This window comes from Streptomyces violaceusniger Tu 4113, assembly GCF_000147815.2.
Lineage (GTDB): Bacteria > Actinomycetota > Actinomycetes > Streptomycetales > Streptomycetaceae > Streptomyces > Streptomyces violaceusniger_A.
The window spans coordinates 10,064,208-10,083,483 of the sequence record NC_015957.1 but is presented as its reverse complement, the minus strand read 5'-3'; the positions used below and the strand labels follow the sequence as shown (position 1 = coordinate 10,083,483).

The 19,276-nt window shown below is 72.2% G+C and carries 15 protein-coding genes; 7 read left to right on the top strand and 8 right to left on the bottom strand.

Annotated elements, in window-relative coordinates; genetic code table 11:
• The first annotated feature begins 125 nt into the window (after positions 1–125).
• Positions 126–509 (top strand): cold-shock protein, encoded by a 384-nt coding sequence (locus STRVI_RS55800; RefSeq protein WP_014061494.1) that lies wholly within the window; start codon positions 126–128, stop codon positions 507–509.
• A 126-nt stretch (positions 510–635) separates the two neighbouring features.
• Here STRVI_RS55800 and STRVI_RS41195 read toward each other — a convergent pair whose 3' ends face one another.
• The 4 genes from STRVI_RS41195 to STRVI_RS41180 form a co-directional block, all read right to left on the bottom strand.
• A complete protein-coding gene (locus STRVI_RS41195; protein ID WP_014061493.1) occupies positions 636–1,502 on the bottom strand; it encodes a 1,4-dihydroxy-6-naphthoate synthase in 867 nt (288 codons plus the stop codon).
• Positions 1,499–2,311: a futalosine hydrolase gene (mqnB, locus tag STRVI_RS41190; protein ID WP_014061492.1), complete on the bottom strand. Its 813-nt coding sequence runs from the start codon at positions 2,309–2,311 to the stop codon at positions 1,499–1,501. Before mqnB ends, STRVI_RS41195 begins: the two co-directional genes overlap by 4 nt.
• Positions 2,312–2,432: 121 nt before the next feature.
• Positions 2,433–2,939, bottom strand: coding sequence for a hypothetical protein (locus STRVI_RS41185; RefSeq protein WP_014061491.1), 507 nt, complete (start codon positions 2,937–2,939; stop codon positions 2,433–2,435).
• A gap of 210 nt (positions 2,940–3,149) precedes the next feature.
• Positions 3,150–4,604, bottom strand: a complete 1,455-nt coding sequence (locus STRVI_RS41180; protein ID WP_043237404.1) for an MFS transporter — start codon at positions 4,602–4,604, stop codon at positions 3,150–3,152.
• 422 nt (positions 4,605–5,026) lie between these two features.
• On the opposite strand from STRVI_RS41180, the gene STRVI_RS41175 reads away from it, so the two are divergent.
• On the top strand, positions 5,027–5,932 hold the full coding sequence (locus STRVI_RS41175; protein ID WP_043237401.1) for a DUF3027 domain-containing protein: 906 nt from the start codon (positions 5,027–5,029) through the stop codon (positions 5,930–5,932).
• 1,078 nt (positions 5,933–7,010) lie between these two features.
• Positions 7,011–10,544 (top strand): sacsin N-terminal ATP-binding-like domain-containing protein, encoded by a 3,534-nt coding sequence (locus STRVI_RS41170; RefSeq protein WP_043237398.1) that lies wholly within the window; start codon positions 7,011–7,013, stop codon positions 10,542–10,544.
• Positions 10,545–10,855: 311 nt separating this feature from the next.
• Here the strand turns inward: STRVI_RS41170 and STRVI_RS41165 are convergent, their stop codons facing one another.
• Positions 10,856–11,674 carry an SAM-dependent methyltransferase gene (locus tag STRVI_RS41165; RefSeq protein ID WP_014061487.1) on the bottom strand — a complete coding sequence of 273 codons (819 nt, stop codon included), beginning with the start codon at positions 11,672–11,674 and terminating at the stop codon, positions 10,856–10,858.
• 412 nt (positions 11,675–12,086) lie between these two features.
• On the bottom strand, positions 12,087–12,350 hold the full coding sequence (locus tag STRVI_RS41160) for a DUF2530 domain-containing protein (RefSeq protein ID WP_014061486.1): 264 nt from the start codon (positions 12,348–12,350) through the stop codon (positions 12,087–12,089).
• 170 nt (positions 12,351–12,520) lie between these two features.
• Here STRVI_RS41160 and STRVI_RS41155 point away from each other — a divergent pair, with 170 nt between their 5' ends.
• The 4 genes from STRVI_RS41155 to thpR all read left to right on the top strand — a co-directional run bounded on the left by STRVI_RS41155 (position 12,521) and on the right by thpR (position 17,010).
• Positions 12,521–13,987, top strand: coding sequence for an NCS2 family permease (locus STRVI_RS41155; protein WP_014061485.1), 1,467 nt, complete (start codon positions 12,521–12,523; stop codon positions 13,985–13,987).
• 225 nt (positions 13,988–14,212) lie between these two features.
• Positions 14,213–14,674 carry a MarR family winged helix-turn-helix transcriptional regulator gene (locus STRVI_RS41150; RefSeq protein ID WP_043237395.1) on the top strand — a complete coding sequence of 154 codons (462 nt, stop codon included), beginning with the start codon at positions 14,213–14,215 and terminating at the stop codon, positions 14,672–14,674.
• Between the two features lie 32 nt (positions 14,675–14,706).
• Positions 14,707–16,089, top strand: a complete 1,383-nt coding sequence (locus STRVI_RS41145) for an MFS transporter (RefSeq protein WP_014061483.1) — start codon at positions 14,707–14,709, stop codon at positions 16,087–16,089.
• A 342-nt stretch (positions 16,090–16,431) separates the two neighbouring features.
• Positions 16,432–17,010: an RNA 2',3'-cyclic phosphodiesterase gene (thpR, locus tag STRVI_RS41135; protein WP_014061482.1), complete on the top strand. Its 579-nt coding sequence runs from the start codon at positions 16,432–16,434 to the stop codon at positions 17,008–17,010.
• A gap of 203 nt (positions 17,011–17,213) precedes the next feature.
• On the opposite strand, the gene STRVI_RS41130 is transcribed toward thpR, so the two are convergent.
• Both STRVI_RS41130 and STRVI_RS41125 read right to left on the bottom strand, forming a co-directional pair.
• The gene (locus STRVI_RS41130) at positions 17,214–18,209 is read right to left on the bottom strand and encodes an aldo/keto reductase (protein ID WP_014061481.1); all 996 of its coding nucleotides are present in this window, start codon (positions 18,207–18,209) and stop codon (positions 17,214–17,216) included.
• A 177-nt stretch (positions 18,210–18,386) separates the two neighbouring features.
• Positions 18,387–18,911, bottom strand: a complete 525-nt coding sequence (locus STRVI_RS41125; RefSeq protein ID WP_014061480.1) for a hypothetical protein — start codon at positions 18,909–18,911, stop codon at positions 18,387–18,389.
• Positions 18,912–19,276 lie beyond the last annotated feature (365 nt).

Sequence of the window (19,276 nt, the reverse complement as noted above, 5' to 3'; positions counted from 1 at the left end):
CGGGTACGTCTTGTCACCAGGCTCGGGACCATTAGCCTTGGTGGTGGCGGGTCTTACGACCCGCTGTAGTGCTATCGAGAGCTGTTTTTCCGTGTTTTCCGACGAGCGACGAGGACGAGACAGACGTGCCTACCGGCAAGGTCAAGTGGTTCAACAGTGAGAAGGGCTTTGGCTTTCTCTCCCGCGATGACGGTGGCGACGTCTTCGTTCACTCGTCGGTGCTTCCGGAAGGCGTGGACGCACTAAAGCCGGGGCAGCGCGTGGAATTCGGCGTGGTGGCCGGAAACCGCGGAGACCAGGCATTGTCCGTCACCGTTCTCGACCCGACCCCTTCCGTGGCGGCCGCCCAGCGGCGCAAGCCGGATGAGCTGGCGTCGATCGTCCAGGATCTGACCACCCTGCTGGAAAACGTGACGCAGCAGTTGGAGCGCGGCCGCTACCCGGACAAGGCACACGGCCACAAGATCGCGGGCATGCTGCGGGCGGTGGCCGACCAGCTCGACGTATGACCTGATGGCCTGACCTGCTCGCTGACCTGATAGGCCGACCTGCTCGGCCCGGCACGTACGACACCCCGTCAGGCGGAATCCATCGGGACGCCTGAATCCATCAGAGCGCCGGAATCCGGCGGAACGTCAGACCGCGTCCAGCGCCCCGGGGCCGAGGGGCGGCACCAGCCCCTCGGCCGCCGCGCGGGTCAGCAGCCCGCGCACCGCGGCGTAGCCGTTCTCGCCCAGGTCGGCGGTGAACTCGTTCACGTACAGCCCGATGTGCTGATCGGCGACGGCCGGATCCATCTCCTGGGCGTGCTCCAGGACATAGGTCCGCGACGCCTCCGGGTCGTCCCAGGCCATCCGTACCGACGTCCGGGCGGCGTCGGTGAGTTCCCGCAGCCGCTCGTCGCCCAGCGAGCGCTTGGCGATGATCGCGCCGAGCGGGATCGGCAGGCTGGTGGTCTGCTCCCAGTGCTCGCCCATGTCAGCCAGGCAGTGCAGCCCGTAATTCTGATAGGTGAACCGGGCTTCGTGGATGACGAGCCCGGCGTCGACCTCGCCGTCCCGCACCGCGGGCATGATCGCGTGGAACGGCAGCACCTTGATCTCGCCGACCCCGCCCGGCACCTCGGCGGCGGCCCACAGCCGGAAGAGCAGATACGCGGTCGAACGCTCGCTCGGCACCGCGACCGTCTTCCCCGCCAGGTCCTTGCCCGTGAACTGCTGACCCTCCCCGGGCTGCCGCGTGAGCACCAGCGGACCGCAGCCGCGCCCGAGCGCGCCGCCGCAGGGCAGCAGCGCGTAGTCGTCCAGCACCCACGGCAGTACGGCGTAGGACACCTTCAGCACATCGAACTCACCGCGCTCCGCCATCCCGTTGGTGATGTCGATGTCGGCGAAGGTGACATCGACCGCGGGCGCGCCGGGAACGCGGCCGTGGGCCCAGGCGTGGAAGACGAAGGTGTCGTTGGGGCACGGGGAGTAGGCGATCTTCAGGGGCTCAGTCACTGCCGGGTTCCTTCCGGGTCCAAGGTCCAGGTGCCGAGGAGGGGAGCGATGGTTGCGAAGGCGCTCGTGAGCGCCTCGAGCGCCTCCCCGATCCGCCAGGCAGCGCGGTCCCGCGGCCCGACGGCGTTGGAGATCGCCCGTACCTCCAGAGCGGGCACGGACTGGGCCGCGGCGGCCTCCGCCACGCCGAAGCCCTCCATGGCCTCGGCGGCGGCGTGCGGATGGCGGCGCAGCAGCTCGGCGGCCCGTTCGGCGCTGCCGGTCACGGTCGACACGGTGAGCACGGTGCCGCGCACGGCGTCCGTCGCCTCGGCGACGGCGGCGACGAGCGGGGCGGGCGGGAGGTGTTCGACGGTTCCGAAGCCCAGGTCGGTGACGGCGGCGAAGCCGTCGGGGGTCTCGGCGCCCAGGTCGGCGGCGACGATCGCGTCGGCGACGACGATGGAGCCGAGGCGGGCGGCGGCAGGCTGCGCGGTGGCGGGGCGTGCGGCGGCGGCAGGCTGCCCGGTGGTGGGGCGCTCGGTGGTGAAGCCGCCGCCGATACCCGCCGATACGGCCAGGTCGTAGGGGGTACGGGCGACCGCGGCCGCGGTCAGGGCGGCGGCCGCTCCGGCCGCCGCTGCCGCCGGGCCGACCCCGGCCGCCAGGACGTCCACGGTGAGCGGCGGCCCGGTGGGCGGCACCGGGCTCAGCCGGTGGATCGTCCCGCCGGGGACGGGGAGTTCGGCCACCTCGGGGGCCGTGGCGCCGATGCCCCACACCACGGCGTCCCGCTCGGCGGACACGGCCGTGACGATCAGTACGCGCATGGACGGTTCCCCCTTGTCACGGCGTGGCTGGTTCTCCTGGGCTGGTCCCAGTCTTCCCAGTGCGGCCAGGTCCCGTAGGGCGGCGCTTCGTCCTACGGAGTCCCGTACGTCAGGAATCCTGTCAGGAGTCCCGCTCCAGCGTGAAGCGCCAGATGCCCTTGACGCCCTGGCTGCTCTTGCCGAGCTCGGCGATCGTGATCGTGACCTTCTTCTGGAGCGTGGTCTGGCCCGTCTGCGGGTTCTGCTGGGCGAAGAGCGTGTCGCTGTCGAAGCTGCGGTACGTCTCCTTGCTCGCCTCGGCCATGACCGGGTTGTTGGCGATCAGGCCCCAGCTCGACTTGGCGATCTCGGGGTCCACCCCGATCCGCACCTTGTCCCCGGGGGTCACCTTGATCGTCTTTTCGGGCTTGGCGGAAAGGCACGCCTTGAACTTCTCCGAGCTCAGGTCCTTGCCGTCGCCGTAGCAGCCGTCGCTCGCCTCGGCCGTCACGGTCTCCGAACCGACCGTCACCGTTGCCAGCGGGGTCGGCTTGTCGCATGCGGAGAGGGCGACGAGCCCGAGGGACACAGCACAGGCGGCGGTGGCGGCGCGGCGGCCCTTGCCCCTGGAAAACAGCGCAGCGGTCATGCGGGCAGGCTATCGGGCCGCCCCGATCACTTCGCGCGCGGGTCAGGCGAGCCGTGGAGGCGGGTCGGGCCGGCGCTCGTACACACAAATCAGGCCACCCGCAGACGCGAGCCGGCCCAGCCCTCGTGCACGCAATTCAGCCCACCCGCAGACGCGAGCCGGCCCAGCCCTCGTGCACGCAATTCAGCCCAGCCGTCGCCCACGTGCCGCTCAAGCCACCCGTGGATACGGCGCCCCCTGCCGGGAGGCGCTCAGCAGCCCGCGGACGCTCAGCGCCACGCCCACCGCGAGCACCGCCGCCGCGACCGCCATCCCCAACGCCCCGTGGAGCGGCAGCACGATGCCGATGGCGCCGCCGAGGACCCACGCCATCTGGAGCGTCGTCTCGGAGCGGGAGAACGCGGAGGTGCGGACCTCCTCCGGGACGTCGCGCTGGATCAGCGCGTCCAGCGACAGCTTGCCCAGCGCCTGGGAGATACCGGCGGTGGCGGCCACGGCGGCGACCGTCACCGCGCCGTAGAAGGCCGCCGACACGATGATCACGGCCAGGGCCGAGCTCAGCACCACCGCGATGATCCGCTCCGGGCCGCGCGCCCGCAGCCAGGCGCCGATCGCGGTGCCCAGCGCGTTGCCGCCGCCCGCGCAGACGGCGGCCAGGCCGAGCGAGACCTCGGGGCCGAGCCCGCCCACGGGCTGGTCGCGGAGGAGGAAGGCGAGGAACAGGGTGAGGAATCCGGACAGGGTCTTCAGCGCGGCGCACGCCTGCAGGGCGTGCAGTACGGAGGGGCCGACCGTACGGAGGCCGAGCCGCCCGGAAGGGCTACTGCGAAGGGTGCTCCAAAAGTTGGTCCAGAAGGTGGTCCTGGACCCGCCGGCCTTGGCCTTGGGTTTACGCACCGTCACCGTCACCGGTAGATGCAGATGGCGCTGTCCCGAGGTGAGCTGCGCCCTGGCCTCACCCTTCGCGGAGTCCACCTTGTGCGGGAGGGTGAACGACAGGAATCCGCCCAGCAGAAAGATCACGGACGCCCCGTACAGCGGCCAGCTCGGGCCGATCTGATGCAGCCCGGCCCCCAGCGGGGCCGCCACGCCGGTCGCGAGCAGTCCGGCAAGCGTGACCCGTGAGTTGGCCTTGACCAGGGAGAAGTGGGGTGGGAGCAGCCGTGGCACGACGGCGGAACGGACGACTCCGTACGCCTTGGACGCCACCAGCACGCCGAGCGCCGCCGGATACAGCTCGAGGCCGCCGCCCGCCACCGCCCCCGCCATCGTCAGCGCGAGCACCGTGCGGGTCAGCATCGCGCCCGCCATGGCCGCGCGGCGGCCGTGCGGAAGGCGGTCCAGGAGCGGGCCGATGACGGGGGCGAGCAGCGCGAATGGCGCCATGGTGATGACCAGGTAGAGCGCGACCCGGCCGCGGGCCTCGTCGGTCGGGACCGAGAAGAAGATCGTGGAGGCGAGCGCGACGGTGATCAGCATGTCGCCCGCGGAGTTCACCGCGTGCAGCTCGATCAACTTGCCGAGCCCCGACTCCCCGGCCCCATGGGCGTGGGTGGCCCGGCGGATGCCCCGCCCGGCCGCGGTGAAGGGGAGACGGAGCGCATGGACGACCCAGCGGCCCGACCGCCTGGTCGGACCGCCGCTGTACCACCGCTTGCCTGCCATCTGACCATGGTGCAGCCAACGCGGCCCCGGCGTCAGACCTTCGACGGCTTTCCGGCTGGCGGCGCCGTCGGTAGGGATCGGCAACACCTCGCTGTCCAGCGGAAATGTGGTTTTCCCGGGGCGGGCGGGCAGGGGATGGACGGCACGGCGGCCGAGGACGGGCTTGGGACGGGGGTAGGGGCTGCGCGGCCGGACAAGGTAGCGTGCGTAACCGCGCCACCGAGGGTCGTTCCTGGCCGTGTGCCGAGTAGCCATCCCGCAGAATGGGACGTACAAGGTGCGCCCGAAGGCCGGATGGGCGCGGACGTCGAGGCGGCCCCATGGTCCGCTCCGTCCGCGGTCCCGCGTTCCGGCCGTACGGCTGGCGCACCAGGTCAGACGGCTGCGACGGCGTGGAAGAGAGAATCGATCCTGTGAGTGCGATGCGAAGCCGTACCCCCGACCGCCTGTGCGCCGAGGCGGTCGAACTCGCCCGCGAGGCGGCCATGGAAGCCGCCTTTCCGGGGAAGGTCGGCGAGTATATGGGCGCTGTCGCCGAGGGCGACCGCGTGGTCACGCATCTCTTCGAGAGCCCCGAGCCGGGCTATCGCGGCTGGCGCTGGGCGGTCACCGTGACCCGCGCCTCCCGCGCGAAGGCCGTCACCCTGGACGAGACGGTACTGCTCCCCGGCCCCGACGCGCTGCTCGCGCCGGAGTGGGTGCCCTGGAGCGAGCGGCTGCGCCCCGGCGACATGGGCCCGGGCGATCTGCTCCCCACCGAGGCCGAGGACCTGCGCCTGGAGCCGGGCTTTTCGGGCGAGGACGTCCCGCCGCCCAACTCCGTGGTCTCGGAGGAGATGCAGCAGCTCGCGGCGGCGGAGGAGGCCGATGTGACGGCCGGCGCCCCCGTCACCCAGACCGCCGCGCCCAAGACCGGCTCGATCGCGGCCATCGCCGAGGAGCTGGGCATGCGGCGCGCCCGGGTGCTGTCCCGCTACGGCCTCCACGTCGCGGCCGACCGCTGGGACGAGGCGTACGGCTCCCAGACCCCCATGGCCCAGGCGGCCCCCGGCACGTGCGCGACCTGCGGCTTCCTGATGCCCCTCGGCGGCTCGCTGGGACAGGCGTTCGGGGTGTGCGCGAACGAGTTCAGCCCGGCGGACGGCCGCGTCGTCTCCCTCTCGTACGGCTGCGGCGCCCACTCCGAGGCGGCCGTGATGCCGAAGCCCCCGCGCCCGTCCGCGCCCGTGGTCGACGAGACCGTCGTCGAACCGCTCCCCCTCCACCCGGACCGTGCGAGCGGCTCCGTCGAGGCGGACACCCCGCCGGAGGAATTGGGCCATAGCTGAGGCCGTCTGTGGGGGCTGAGGCGGTTTGCGGGGGCGCCCGGGCGCCCTGGCGGGCGCAGTCGGCGCACCGTCGCCGGCCCGTCGCTGAGCCTCGCCCCAGGCCCGGCCAGGCGGTCCGCTCCGGCGGGCGCGCCGTCGCCCATCCCTGAGACCTACCTCAGGCCCGACCGGGATGGTCCGCCCCGGCGCCGCGCGGTCGCCGCGATGGCGGCCGTGAGGCGTCGCCGCTGCCCCGGGTACGTGCCTTCCGGGGTTCGTTCGGGGATGCCTGGGCGGGTGCGGTAGGGAGCCCTGTGTGCCTGGGGTGGGTGGCTCTGTGCGGGGCGGCGCGGCATGAGGTGGTCTGTGGGGGGTGGTCCGGTGGCGCGCCGTTGCCGCGATGGCGGCCGTGAGGCGTCGTCGCTGCCCTGGGTACGTGCCTTCCGGGGTTCGTCCGGGGATGCCTGGGCGGGTGCGGTCGGGAGCCCTGCGTGCCTGGGGCGGGTGGTCGTGTGCGGGGCGGCGCGGCATGAGGCGGTCTGTGGGGCGCGGCCCGGCGCAAGGCGGGCCCGTGTGACGCGCGCTGGGCGGCGGGCCCGTGTGACGCGGGCTCGGCGGGCGGCCCTGTGCGGCACGGCCCGGCCGTGCCCGGCCCGGTCCACGCGTCCGATCTGTCCGCAACCGCCCGTCGTCAGGCCCGAAGGCGGGCCCAGTCGCCCCGGTTTCCGCCCCTGTGGGGCGGCCTGCCGGTGGAGGCTTGGCCGAGTTGGGCGGAGGGGCCGGGCGCGGAGGGGCTGAGCGGTCGCCTGGGCGGAAGGGTCGGGCGCCCCGGAGGCCGAGGGGCTCGGGGTGAGGCGGCGAAGACCCGGAGCTGAGGCGGGGGATGTCGCGGGGCTGAGGCGGGGAATCCGGTTGTCTGGAGCCCGAGGCGTCGTTTGGGCGCGGATAGCGGTACGTTCGCGGCTAGCAAGGGCGACACGCGAGGGAACGACGAGCGCGGTGGGGCGAGCCCCACCGCGGGGGACTCGGCGGTGTGGAGCCGCGGCGCAGGACGGACCCCGACCAGGAACTCCGGAGGCGAGACGTGAGCAGCACGGCGATGGTGCGAGGCGCGACCGAGGACGCGGACCCGTTCGGGACCGCGCGGCTGCGGCGCGGCGTGCTGGACGCCTGGGCCGCGTCGCCCGCCCGGTTCCGGGAGGACGCCAACGCCGAGGAGGACCTGGCGCTGGGCGGCCACCGCGACCGGCTGGTCGTCGAGATGGCCCAGAACGCGGCGGACGCCGCCGCCCGCGCCGGGGTGCCCGGACGGCTCCGGCTGACCCTGCGGCCGGCCACCGACGGCGAGCCCGCCGTGCTGGCCGCCGCCAACACCGGGGCGCCGCTGGACGCGGTCGGGGTCGAGTCGCTGTCCACCCTTCGGGCGTCGGCCAAGCGGGACGAGCCGGAGAGCGCGGTCGGGCGATTCGGCGTCGGCTTCGCGGCGGTGCTCGCGGTAAGCGACGAACCCGCGGTCGTGGGCCGCACCGGCGGGGTGCGCTGGTCGCTGGCCGAGGCGCGGGAGCTGACCCAGCACGCCACCGCCACCAGCCCCGGCCTCGCCGAGGAGCTGCGCCGCCGCGACGGCCACGTACCGCTGCTGCGGCTGCCGCTGCCCGCCGAGGGGATCGCCCCGGACGGCTACGACACCGTCGTGGTGCTGCCGCTGCGCGACGGCGCCGCCCTGGACGTGGCCGAGCGGCTGCTGGCCGGGATCGACGACGCGCTGCTGCTCACCCTCCCCGGCCTGGCCGAGGTCGTGGTGGAGACCGTCGAGGGCACCCGGACGCTGCGCCGCCGCCAGGAGGGCCCGTACACCGTCATCGAGGACACCGGCGAGGGCAGCCGAGAGGGCAGCCGCGAGGACAGCCGCGAGGACAGCGGCGCCCGCGGTACGACGCGCTGGCGCACCGAGAGCGCCGGTGGGCGGCTGGAGCCGGAGCTGCTCGCCGACCGCCCGGTGGAGGAGCGGCTGCGCCCGGTGTGGTCGGTGACCTGGGCGGTTCCGGTGGACGCGGAGGGCGCGCCGATGCGGTCCGCGACCGCCCCGGTCGTCCACGCCCCGACGCCGACCGATGAGCCGCTGGGCATGCCGGCGCTGCTGATCGCGTCCTTCCCGCTGGAGCCCACCCGCCGCCACACCGCCCCCGGCCCGCTCACGGACTTCCTGCTGGACCGCGCGGCCGAGTCGTACGCGACGCTGCTGCGCGACTGGCATCCGGTCTCGGTCGGCACGATCGACCTGGTCCCGGGCGAGCTCGGCCGGGGCGAGCTGGACGGGGAGCTGCGCCGCAGGGTGCTGGAGCGGCTGCCGAGGGTGCCGTTCCTGCCCAGTGCCGCCGCACCGGCGGTGGGCGCGGGCACCGAGGCCGTGGAGGGCTGGCTCGGGTCGCCGGACGCGCTCGGCCCGGACGCCGCCCAGGGCGGCCCCGCGGCGGGCGATGCGGCCACGGCCGCCGCCCCGCCGGTGGCAGCGGCCGGCCCCCCGGCCGACTGGGACGACGACGTGCTGGCGCGCGGCGGCTTCGAGGGCGAGCCGCACGCGCTGCGGCCCCGGGACGCCGAGGTCGTCGAGGGCGCGGGCGCGGAGACGGTGGAGGTGCTGGCCGAGCTGTTCCCGGCGCTGCTGCCCGCGGGGCTGGAGCGCCGTTCGGAGCTGCGGGTGCTGGGCGTGGCCCGGGTGCCGCTGGGCGAGCTCATCGACCGGCTCGCGGGCGTGGAGCGCGCCCCGGCCTGGTGGCGGCGGCTGTACGACTCGCTGGGCGGAATCGACCCGGACCGGCTCAGCGGGCTGCCGGTGCCGCTGGCGGACGGCCGGACGACGATCGGGCCCCGGCAGGTGCTGCTGCCGCTGCCGGGGGAGGCCGACGGCGACCTGGACAGCATCGGAACCGTCGAGGGCGCAGAGTCCGCCGGGGCCGCGTGGGCCGCCGAGTCCGCCGGGATGGCCGGAACCGCCGAGTCCGCGGGGATCGCCGGGACCACGGAGGCCCCCGAGCGCGGCGGCGCGGTCGGCGCTACGCATCGCACCCTCGCCCGCCTCGGCCTGAAAGTTGCACATCCGGACGCCGCCCATCCACTCCTGGAGAAGCTCGGTGCCACCCCCGCCACCCCCCGCGCCGTGCTGACGACCCCGCAGGTGCGGGCCGCCGTCGCGCATTCGCTGGAGGCGGAGGACGAGTACGACCCGTTCGCGGAGGAGGGCGAGGCCCTCGGCGCGGCGCTGGACGCCGACACACTGGCCGACACCGTTCTCGGTCTGGTCCAGCAGGCCCGGCTGGCGCCCGGCGACGAACCCTGGCTGGCCGCGCTCGCGCTGCCCGACGAGGACGGGGAGCTGGCCCCGGCCGGTGAACTGGTGCTTCCCGGCAGCGCCTTCGAGCAGGTGATGCGGGAGGGCGAACTGGCCGCGTGCGACGCCGAGCTGGCCGAGCGCTGGGGTGAGCAGCCGCTGGCCGCGGTCGGTGTGCTGGCGGGCTTCACGCTGGTCAGGGCCAGCGACGTGGTGCTGGACCCGGATGAACTGGAGCCGCGCGAGGGCGACTTCACCGAACCGGACGACGTCGGCGTGCTGGAGGCCGTCGACGTGTGGTGCGAGGACGTGCTGGACCGGCTGCCCCAGACGCCGGTGCCGCCGGTGGCCACCGAGATCGTGGCCGTACGGGACCTGGACCTGGTCGACGACGACGCCTGGCCGCGGGCGCTCGCCATGCTCGCCCAGCCGCCGCTGCGCGACGCGCTGACCGCGCCGGTGCGGGTGCTGCTGCCGGACGGCACGACGGAGACCGTGCGCTCGTACACCGCGTGGTGGCTGCGCGGCCATCCGGTGCTGGACGGCCGCCGCCCCGCCGGGCTGCGCGCGGCCGGGGGCGATCCGCTGCTGGCGGGGCTGTACGAGGCGGTGGACGCGGCCGGGTTCGAGGACGAGCAGGTGCTGCGGGCGCTGGGCGTACGGACCTCGGTCGCGGCGCTGCTGGACGAACCGGGAGGCGCCGCCGAGCTGCTGGCCCGCCTCGCCGACCCGGACCGCGAGGTGACCCCCGCCCAGCTCCACGCCATCTACGGGCAGTTGGCCGACCTGGAACCCGAGCAGGTGACCCTGCCGGACGACGTACGCGCCATCGTGGACGGCGAGCCGACGGTGGTCGAGGCGCTCGAGGCGCTGGTCGCGGACGCCCCGGACCTGATGCCGCTGGCCGAGGCGGACGGCCGGGCGCTGCTGCCCGTACGGCCCACCCGGGCGGCGGAGCTGGCCGAGCTGTTCCAGGTGCGGCGGCTGAGCGAGGCGTACCCGGCGCGGGTGACCTCACAGGGCGATCCGCACGAGGTGCCCGAGGCGGTCCGCGAACTCCTCCCGGGCGCCCCGCTGTCGTACATCGAGCACGAAGAGCTGCTGATCGAGGGCCTGATCGAGGGCGAGGACGAGCTGGACTGGCGGTACGTGGACGGCACCCTGCACGCCTCGACGGTCGAGGGCGTCGCGGCCGGTCTGGCCTGGGCCGCCGGCCACTGGTCGCGCCGGTTCGAGGTGGCGGCCCTGCTGGAGGACCTGACCCGTACGGAGGAGCTGGCCCGGGCCCGCTGGTTCGACTGAGGGACGCCGGGGGGTGTTCGGCTGACGGACGCCCGGGGGCCGTTCGACGACGGACCGCCCGGGGCTGCCCGGGGCGGGCTTCTGCCTTGGGGATGGGGCTCGCTCCCCGAGCGCTCCCCGAGGCGGGGCCTACGCCCGGTGAGGGTTCGCACCCTGGGCCAGGTCTTGCCCGGGGCGGGGCTCGCGCCCGGGTCACGTTCCGCGCCCCGGTCAGGGCCTCTGGGCCCTCAGTCAGGGTCTCTGCCCCCCGGTCAGGGTCTCTGCGCCCCCCGGCTAGCTCTTGCCCGCGCGGCCAGGTCTTGCCCGCCCGGTCAGGGCTTACGTGCCACGCCCGCGTAGATCCACAGCTCCTTGGCCTCCGCGTCCGCCATGGCCTGTTCGTTCGCGGGCTTCCAGCGGTGGGGCATCACCACGCCCGGGTCGACCAGTTCCATCCCGTCGAAGAACGGAAGGACCTCCTCCTGGGTGCGGCCCTGCACATGGATGCCGCTGCTGCGGTAGAGGTTGGTCACCGCGTCCGAGACCCCGCCGCGGGGGTCGAGCCCACCGTGCGAGAGCACGAGGTAGCTGCCCGGCGCCAGGGGCTCGACCAGCTCTCGCACGATCTCGTACGGCTTCTGCTCGTTCGCGACGAAGTGCATGATCGCGTTGAGCGACAGGGCGATCGGCTGGGACAGATCGAGGGTGTCGGTCAGATCCTCGGCGGCCAGGATGCCCTGCGGTTCGGTGACGTCCGCGTGGATGTAGGCGGTGCGGCCCTCGGGCGTGGAGAGCAACAGGGCCTGGGCGTAGGCCAGCACGATGGGGTCGTTGTCCGCGTAGACGACCCGGGACTCCGGGGCGATCTCCTGGGCGACCTGGTGGAGGTTGGGCTCGGTGGGGATACCGGTGCCTATGTCCAGGAACTGCCGTATGCCTGCCTCGCGCGCGAGCCAGCGGGTCGCGCGGTGCATGAATGACCGGTTGGCACGGGTCCACGGCTTGACGTCGGGCCAGACGGCCTCGACCTGTTCGGCGGCGAGGGTGTCGACCGCGTAGTGGGTCTTACCGCCCAGGAAGTAGTCGTACATGCGGGCCGAGTGCGGCTTGCTGGTGTCGATCTCATCGGCACGAAAGCGGTTACCGGTCATATCCCTCACATTACTGGTGAGTTGGCTGCCACAAGACGGTAGTTCCCGAACAAAGTGCGCGCCGTGAGGCTTCCGCAGAATTGTGAACGACCCGTGAAGATCGTACAGTTGTCGCATCCGGCTCCGCCCGCGCGTCTCCGCGGCGGGGCCCTGGTCTTTCCGTGTGCACCACAGACGGGTGAGCGGGTGCGTCGCAAGGAGGGGAGCGCGCCCGCGCACCAGGCCAGGGCGCCGGATCGCCGCCGGGAACGGCGACGGTCCGGCGCCGCGCCATCGCGGGTGCGTGGCCATCGTGAGTGCGCTGCCACCGCGGGTGCGTGGCCATCCCGAGCGCGCCGCCACCGCGGGTGCGTGGCCATCGCGAGCGCGCCGCCATCGCGGGTGCGTGGCGTGTGCGCTGGGGGTAGGTGCGTCAGCCGCTCTGCGCGTCGCCGTTCCGCGAGCCGTTGATCGCCGCGTGCCGGGCCCGTACGTACCAGATGCCGAGCAGTCCGAGGGCGCCGCCGGCCAGGCAGGTCCATAGCCACCACAGATGTCCGTGCTCGTCGAACCAGCGGTAGAAGGGCAACTGGACGAGGAAGAGGACGAACCACACGATCGTGCCGCCGGTGATCGTGGCCACGACATTGCCCTCGAGCGGCTCCGGCGCCTCGTGCTTGGGGGTCCACTTCGTCATGGCCCCAGCTTAAGGGGGTCGGTCATGGGCCCGGTCGGGGCCGTGCCGGGACCGGTTTGGCGATCGGGACTTAATAGTTTCATACTCAATACTTTCGGGTCTGGCTGGAATGTCTTGTTCGATCGTCCAAGAGACCCACTGTTGATGTTCACGCAAGACTGAGGTCATCCATGTCCCCCTCGGCCCCCGCGCCGGTCGACGCCAGCGAACAGGCTCCGATTCCCCCTATGAACGGCATCGACAAGTACTTCAAGATCAGTGAGCGTGGCTCCTCGGTCTCCCGGGAGATCCGTGGCGGCCTGGCCACGTTCTTTGCGATGGCCTACATCGTCGTACTGAACCCGATCATCCTCGGGGCCGGTACGGACAAGTTCGGGCATCAGCTCAACAACGGCCAGCTCGTCACCGCCACCGCCCTGATCGCGGGCCTGACCACGCTGCTCATGGGGATCATCGGCAACGTCCCCATCGCGCTCGCCGCGGGCCTTGGCATCAACGCCGTGGTCTCGCTGCAGCTCGCACCCAAGATGAGCTGGCCGGACGCGATGGGCATGGTGGTGCTCGCGGGTCTGGTGCTGATGATCCTCGTCGCCTCGGGGCTGCGGCAGCGGGTGATGGACGCGATCCCGGCCGGGCTGCGGCGGGCGATCGCGATCGGCATCGGGCTGTTCATCGCCTTGATCGGCCTGGTCGACTCCGGCTTCGTCAGCCGTAACCCCGACTCCGCGCACACCACCGTCCCCCTGGGCCTTGGAGTGGCCGGGCGGCTGGAGGGCTGGCCGGTGCTGGTGTTCGTGGTGGGCCTCGCGCTCACGTTCATCCTGATCGTCCGCAAGACGCGCGGCGCGATCCTGATCGGCATCGTGACCATGACCCTGGTCGCGATCGTGATCAACTCCCTGGCCCGGATCCCGGACGCCCAGTGGGGGCTGACCATCCCCAAGGTGCCGGAGAAGGTGGTCGACACCCCGGACTTCGGCCTGGTCGGCCATGTCAGCCTCTTCGGCGGCTTCCATGAGGTCGGTGTGCTCACCGGCTGTCTCTTCGTCTTCACCGTGCTGCTGTCCGGTTTCTTCGACGCGATGGGCACGATCATCGGCGTCGGCGAGGAGGCCGGGCTGACCGATGAGCGCGGGCAGCTCCCGGGCATGGGCCGGATCCTGATGGTGGACGGCGTCGCGGTCGCGGGCGGCGGCTTCGGCTCGGCCTCGGCGAACACCTGCTTCGTCGAGTCCACGGCGGGCGTCGGGGAAGGGGCGCGCACCGGACTCGCGAACGTGGTGACCGGCGGTCTCTTCCTGCTCGCCCTGGTCTTCACTCCGCTGGCCAAGGTGGTGCCCTCGCAGGCCGCGACCCCCGCGCTGGTGGTCGTCGGCTTCCTGATCATGGCGGCGAACGTCAAGGAGATCGACTGGAGCGATTTCACGATCGCGATCCCGGCCTTCCTGACCATGATCTCGATGCCGTTCACGTACAGCATCACCAACGGGATCGGGCTGGGCGTGCTCTCGTTCCTGCTGCTGCGCATCGCCACCCGGCGGACCCGGGAGATCCCGTGGCTGCTGGGCGCGGTGGGGCTGTGCTTCCTGGTGTACTTCCTGCTCAACCCGATCGAGCAGGCGCTCGGCGTCTCCTGAGCCGTGCCGCCGTCTCCTGAGCCGAGCCGCCGTCCTGCCCTGGCGTATGTCGTCCCCCTGCTGTACGTCGTCCCTTCCTGAGCGTCCAGGACCGGAGGTGTCCTGGACGCTCAGGCGTTTCGCCGAGCGTCACTACCCGGAGTCAACTCACTCGTTCGGGTGAAATAGAAATAGGGAAGTAACCAGGGTTTTCATTAGGCGAGGTAATGAGTTATGCTAAAGACCATGCCGGAACTGTCCCGCTCCCAGCACAACGCGAAGGCGCCCCCCGATGACGCGGCCGCCGTGAGCGCCCTGCGGTCGGCAGTGATGCGTCTCTCGCGGCGGCTCAAGCACCAGCGGGTGGACGAGTCGCTCAGCCCGACCGAGATGGCGGTCCTGGGCACGCTTGCCCAGTGCGGCTCCGCCACCCCCGGTGAGCTGGCCCGCAAGGAGCACGTCCAGCCGCCGTCGATGACCCGCATCGTGGCCCTGCTGGAGGCCAAGGGGCTCGTCAGGCTCGAGCCGCATCCGGAGGACCGGCGGCAGAAGGTCGTCTCGCCGACCGAGCGGGCCGAGGCCATGCTCGAGGAGAGCCGACGCAAGCGCAACGCCTGGCTGGCCGAGCTGGTCGGGGAGCTGACCGAGGACGAGTGGGACGTGCTGCGCGCCGCCGCGCCCGTGCTGGAGAAGCTCGCGCATTTGTAAGAACAACCGAGGCAGCCAGGAGGCGAACACACTTGAGTACGGGACCCGGAGCAGACTCCGCACCCGCACCGAAGCACCCCACAAACCCCGCGCCCGACCCCGCTTCCCCCGTCACCACGGGACGCATCCGGGGCGGGACCTTCCGTTCGCTGAAGATCCGTAACTACCGGCTGTTCGCCACCGGTGCCATGATCTCCAACACCGGCACCTGGATGTCGCGGATCGCCCAGGACTGGCTGGTCCTCAGCATCACCGGCTCCTCCACCGCCGTCGGCATCACCACCGCGATGCAGTTCCTGCCCATGCTGCTCTTCGGGCTGTACGGCGGGGTGCTCGCGGACCGATGTCCCAGACGGCTGCTGCTGATGTTCACCCAGACCGCGCTGGGGCTGTGCGGGCTCGCCCTCGCCGCCCTCACGCTCAGCGGCCATGTGCAGGTCTGGCATGTCTATCTGATCGCGTTCCTGCTCGGCATGGTCACCGTCGTCGACAACCCGACCCGCCAGGTCTTCGTCAACGAGATGGTCGGCCCCAAGGACCTGCGGAACGCGGTGAGCCTCAACTCCGCGAACTTCCAGTCCGCCCGGCTGGTCGGCCCGGCGGTCGCCGGTGTGCTGATCACCGCCGTGGGCAGCGGCTGGGCCTTCCTGATCAACGGACTCTCCTTCGCCGCCCCGATCATCGGGCTGCTGCTGATGCGCACCAGTGAGCTGCACAAGGTCGAGCGGGCGCCGCGCGGCAAGGGGCAGCTTCGGGAGGGGCTGCGCTATGTCGCCGGGAACCCCGATCTGATCTGGCCGATCGTGCTCGTCGGTTTCATCGGCACCTTCGGCTTCAACTTCCCGATCTGGCTGAGCGCCTTCGCCGACGATGTCTTCCACGCCGGACCCGGTACGTATGGCCTGCTCAACACGCTGATCGCGATCGGCTCGGTGGCCGGTGCGCTGCTCGCCGCCCGACGCGTGGTGGCCCGGCGGCGGCTGCTGGTCGGGGCCGCGCTGATGTTCGGCGTGCTGGAGATGGTCGCGGCGGCGACCCCGTACTTCTGGCTCTTCGCGGCGCTCATGGTGCCGATCGGGATCTTCAGCCTGACGTTCAACGTGACCGCGAACTCCAGCGTCCAGCTCGCGACCGATCCCGCGATGCGGGGCCGGGTGATGAGCCTGTTCATGATGGTCTTCGTCGGCGGTACGCCGATCGGCGGCCCGCTGGTGGGCTGGCTGACCGACACCTGCGGCGCGCGTATCGGCTTCGCCGCGGGCGGTCTGGTCTCGGCCGCCGCCGCGGGCACGGTGGGGCTGCTCCTGGTCCGGGCCGGCGGTCTGCGGGTGAAGCTGGATCTTCGCCGTGGCCACCCGCGTGTGGTCTTCGTCCCCCGCGCACCGGAGGAGAAGCCACTCGCCGCCACGGCCTGAGTCCGGCGCGGCATCACGGGACGGGGGTGCTGGGCGGGGTCACCGGACGGCGGCCACCCAACGGGGGCAGGGCCTTGTCCCCGGCGCCCACCCCCGGTGGGGGCCACGGGGCCGCTGCCACCGGACGGGGGCGCCGTTCGGCGCCGGTGTACCAGAGCGGGCACGGTGGGGCTGCTCCTGGTCCGGGCCGGCGGTCTGCGGGTGAAGCTGGATGTTCGCCGTGGCCACCCGCGTGTGGTCTTCGTCCCCGGACCGCTGCCACCCAACAGGGGCAGGGCCGTGTCCCCGGCGCCCACCACGCACCCCACCCCGACCCCAACCCCCTTGGGGGAGACTGGGCGGATGAGACTCTTCGCCGCCGTCCTGCCGCCGGACGCGGCCGTCGCCGAGCTGGCCGCGCGGGTGGCGGCGCTCCAGGCGCTGCCGGGGGCGGACGGGCTGCGCTGGACCGAGCGGGAGGGCTGGCACTTCACGCTCGCCTTCTACGGCGAGGTGGCCGAGGAGGTGCTGCCCGAGCTGCACACCCGGCTGGCCCGTGCCGCCCATCGGCACCGCGCTCATGAGCTGCGGCTGGCGGGCGGGGGCCGGTTCGACGACCGGGTGGTGTGGGTGGGCGTCGACGGCGACAGCGAGGCTCTGCGGCGGCTGGCCGACTCCGCCGAGGCGGGGGGCCGACGGATCGGCGTCCCGATGGACCGGCACCGGCCGTACCATCCGCATCTGACCATCGCCCGTGCCCGTTCCTCCCGCCACCGCTCCGCCACCAGCCTCGTCCCGTACGTGGACGGGCTCACCGACTTCGCGGGCCGGGGGTGGACCGTGGGTGAGCTCTGCCTGGTGCGCAGTCATCCACCGGCCCCGGGCGTCCCCGGGCGGCAGCCGCGCTACGAGGTGATGGCGGCCTGGCCGCTGGGGCACTGAGCGGTCCGGCTAGTCTCAAGCCTGTGGACCCCAAGACCAGAAACATGATCATGAGCGGCGCGCTGGTGCTGATTCTCGTCGTCGTCGCCGCTGCGGCCGCCCTGGGCGGCTGAAGCCCCTACCAGCAGTTAAGGGCAGTGGGGCGCGGGCCGCGCACGGCCCACGCCCTCAGCGCCTTCCCTACCGCCCCAGAGGCGGCTCGGCTACCAGGCGAACGCCTCCGGCGACGGCCCCGGACCCGGGAAGATCTCGTCCAGCTCCGTCAGCACGTCCTCGCTCAGCTTCAGTTCCGCGGCGCGCACCGCCGACGCCAGTTGCTCGGCCGTGCGCGGGCCCACGATCGGGCCGGTCACCCCGGGGCGGGTGAGCAGCCACGCCAGGGCCGCCTCGCCGGGCTCGATGCCGTGCTTGGCCAGCAGGTCCTCGTACCGCTGGATCTGGTCGCGCACCGCCGAGTTCTTCAGCGCGTCGGCGCTGCGCCCGGACGTGCTGCGCGATCCGCCGCCCTCGCGCTCCTTGCGGAGGGCGCCGCCGAGCAGTCCGCCGTGCAGCGGCGACCAGGGGATGATGCCCACGCCGTAGCCCTGCGCGGCCGGGATGACCTCCATCTCGGCGCGGCGCTCGGCCAGGTTGTACAGGCACTGCTCGCTGACCAGCCCGTACGAGCCACGGCGGGCCGCGGTCTCATTGGCCTGGGCGATGTGCCAGCCCGCGTGGTTGGAGGAGCCAGCGTAGATGATCTTGCCCTGCTGGACGAGGACGTCGATCGCCTGCCAGATCTCGTCCCACGGGGTGGAGCGGTCCACGTGGTGGAACTGGTAGAGGTCGATGTAGTCCGTGCCGAGCCGCTTGAGGCTGGCGTCCACGGCCCGGCGGATGTTGACGGCCGAGAGCTTGTCGGTGTTGGGCCAGGGCTCACCATCGGCGGCCATGTTTGCGTACACCTTGGTCGCGAGGACGGTCTTCTCGCGCCGCCCGCCGCCCTTGGCGAACCAGCTCCCGATGATTTCCTCGGTGCGGCCCTTGTTCTCGCCCCAGCCGTACACATTGGCGGTGTCGAAGAAGTTGATGCCCGCGTCGAGCGCGGCATCCATGATCGAGTGGCTGTCGGCTTCCTCGGTCTGCGGACCGAAGTTCATGGTGCCGAGGACGATCCGGCTGACCTTGAGACCTGTGCGTCCGAGCTGCGTGTACTCCATGGGATCAGCCAAGCCGTTGGAGTGCGCTCTAATCAAGTGGGGCGGGCCGGGGCATCGGTGACCCGGCGACTGCCGGCGGTCGTGTATTCCCACGGAAAGCCCGAAGGCCCGCTTTTTGGCCCCCCGTGCGGTCAAAAAGCGGGCGTCTTGGAATTTCTCGAAGCCGACCTTTTCGGATTAGCGGGCAGCGCGGGCCTTCATAAAGCCGAGAGCGCCGAGGGCCAGGGCCATCAGTGCGCCGATCAGGACCATGTAGAGCCCCGGCCCGGCGGTCATTTCGTACAGCTTCGCGGCCTGCTCCGCCGCCTTTTCCGCGACCTTCTGCGACACCCCCTCGTCGTCCTTCAGCTTCTGGGTGACCAGCCGCTCGGGGTCCGCCATGTTGATGGCCGCGACGATCGCCATGGCCAGCCCCAGAACCCCGCCGACCAGGTAGAGCGCCGCCTTCTTGGTGGCCATGGCGGCGATGAACAGGATCCCCGCGACCAGGGCGATGATCAGCGTGATGATGCCGTCGCCGTCGATGCCCTTGATGCCTCCGGTGGCGCCCTCGGCGTCGGAGACCACCCAGTTCACCATGGAGCCGACCAGTGCGATGACCGAGCCGACGATCGCGAAGATCGCGATCTTCTTGGACGGCGCGGCCGGTGCGGCCGGTGACGCGTGTGCGCCGCCGCCGCTCGGGGCCCCTGTGGAATGCATGGGAGGCGCGCTTTGCGCATAAGAGGACTGGCTGTATTCGCTCATGAGCTCAGACCGTAAGCGGGGCCTTTCTGTATTGCAATGCCGCCGCCCGCTATGCCGTCAATGACCGATAAATTTCTCGCCGAAATAATCCCCGGATGAGGTCAAATAATCTGCGGGTTATTTCGGGCTGATCGCCCGCACGAATAATTGACAGGCGTTATCTGCCCGTGATCGCCGAAGTCATGCACGGGGGAGTCGTACATGGGTGGCGGGAGCCGCTCGGCGCCTGGCCGGGGGAGTCGCTCCGTGCCTGGCCGGAGGGAGTCCCCCGGCGTGGTTCTGGCGCCGGACGCCCCCGGCGGGATGGCAGGCTTGGGCCC

Coding starts and splice junctions, on each gene's coding strand:
- STRVI_RS41130 (WP_014061481.1), bottom strand. CDS start 18,209: ATGGAGTACACGCAGCTCGGACGCACAGGTCTCAAGGTCAGCCGGATC.
- STRVI_RS41170 (WP_043237398.1), top strand. CDS start 7,011: ATGGTGCGAGGCGCGACCGAGGACGCGGACCCGTTCGGGACCGCGCGG.
- STRVI_RS41125 (WP_014061480.1), bottom strand. CDS start 18,911: ATGCATTCCACAGGGGCCCCGAGCGGCGGCGGCGCACACGCGTCACCG.
- STRVI_RS41150 (WP_043237395.1), top strand. CDS start 14,213: ATGCCGGAACTGTCCCGCTCCCAGCACAACGCGAAGGCGCCCCCCGAT.
- STRVI_RS41180 (WP_043237404.1), bottom strand. CDS start 4,604: ATGGCAGGCAAGCGGTGGTACAGCGGCGGTCCGACCAGGCGGTCGGGC.
- mqnB (WP_014061492.1), bottom strand. CDS start 2,311: ATGCGCGTACTGATCGTCACGGCCGTGTCCGCCGAGCGGGACGCCGTG.
- STRVI_RS41175 (WP_043237401.1), top strand. CDS start 5,027: ATGCGAAGCCGTACCCCCGACCGCCTGTGCGCCGAGGCGGTCGAACTC.
- STRVI_RS41160 (WP_014061486.1), bottom strand. CDS start 12,350: ATGACGAAGTGGACCCCCAAGCACGAGGCGCCGGAGCCGCTCGAGGGC.
- thpR (WP_014061482.1), top strand. CDS start 16,432: ATGAGACTCTTCGCCGCCGTCCTGCCGCCGGACGCGGCCGTCGCCGAG.
- STRVI_RS41185 (WP_014061491.1), bottom strand. CDS start 2,939: ATGACCGCTGCGCTGTTTTCCAGGGGCAAGGGCCGCCGCGCCGCCACC.
- STRVI_RS41155 (WP_014061485.1), top strand. CDS start 12,521: ATGTCCCCCTCGGCCCCCGCGCCGGTCGACGCCAGCGAACAGGCTCCG.
- STRVI_RS41165 (WP_014061487.1), bottom strand. CDS start 11,674: ATGACCGGTAACCGCTTTCGTGCCGATGAGATCGACACCAGCAAGCCG.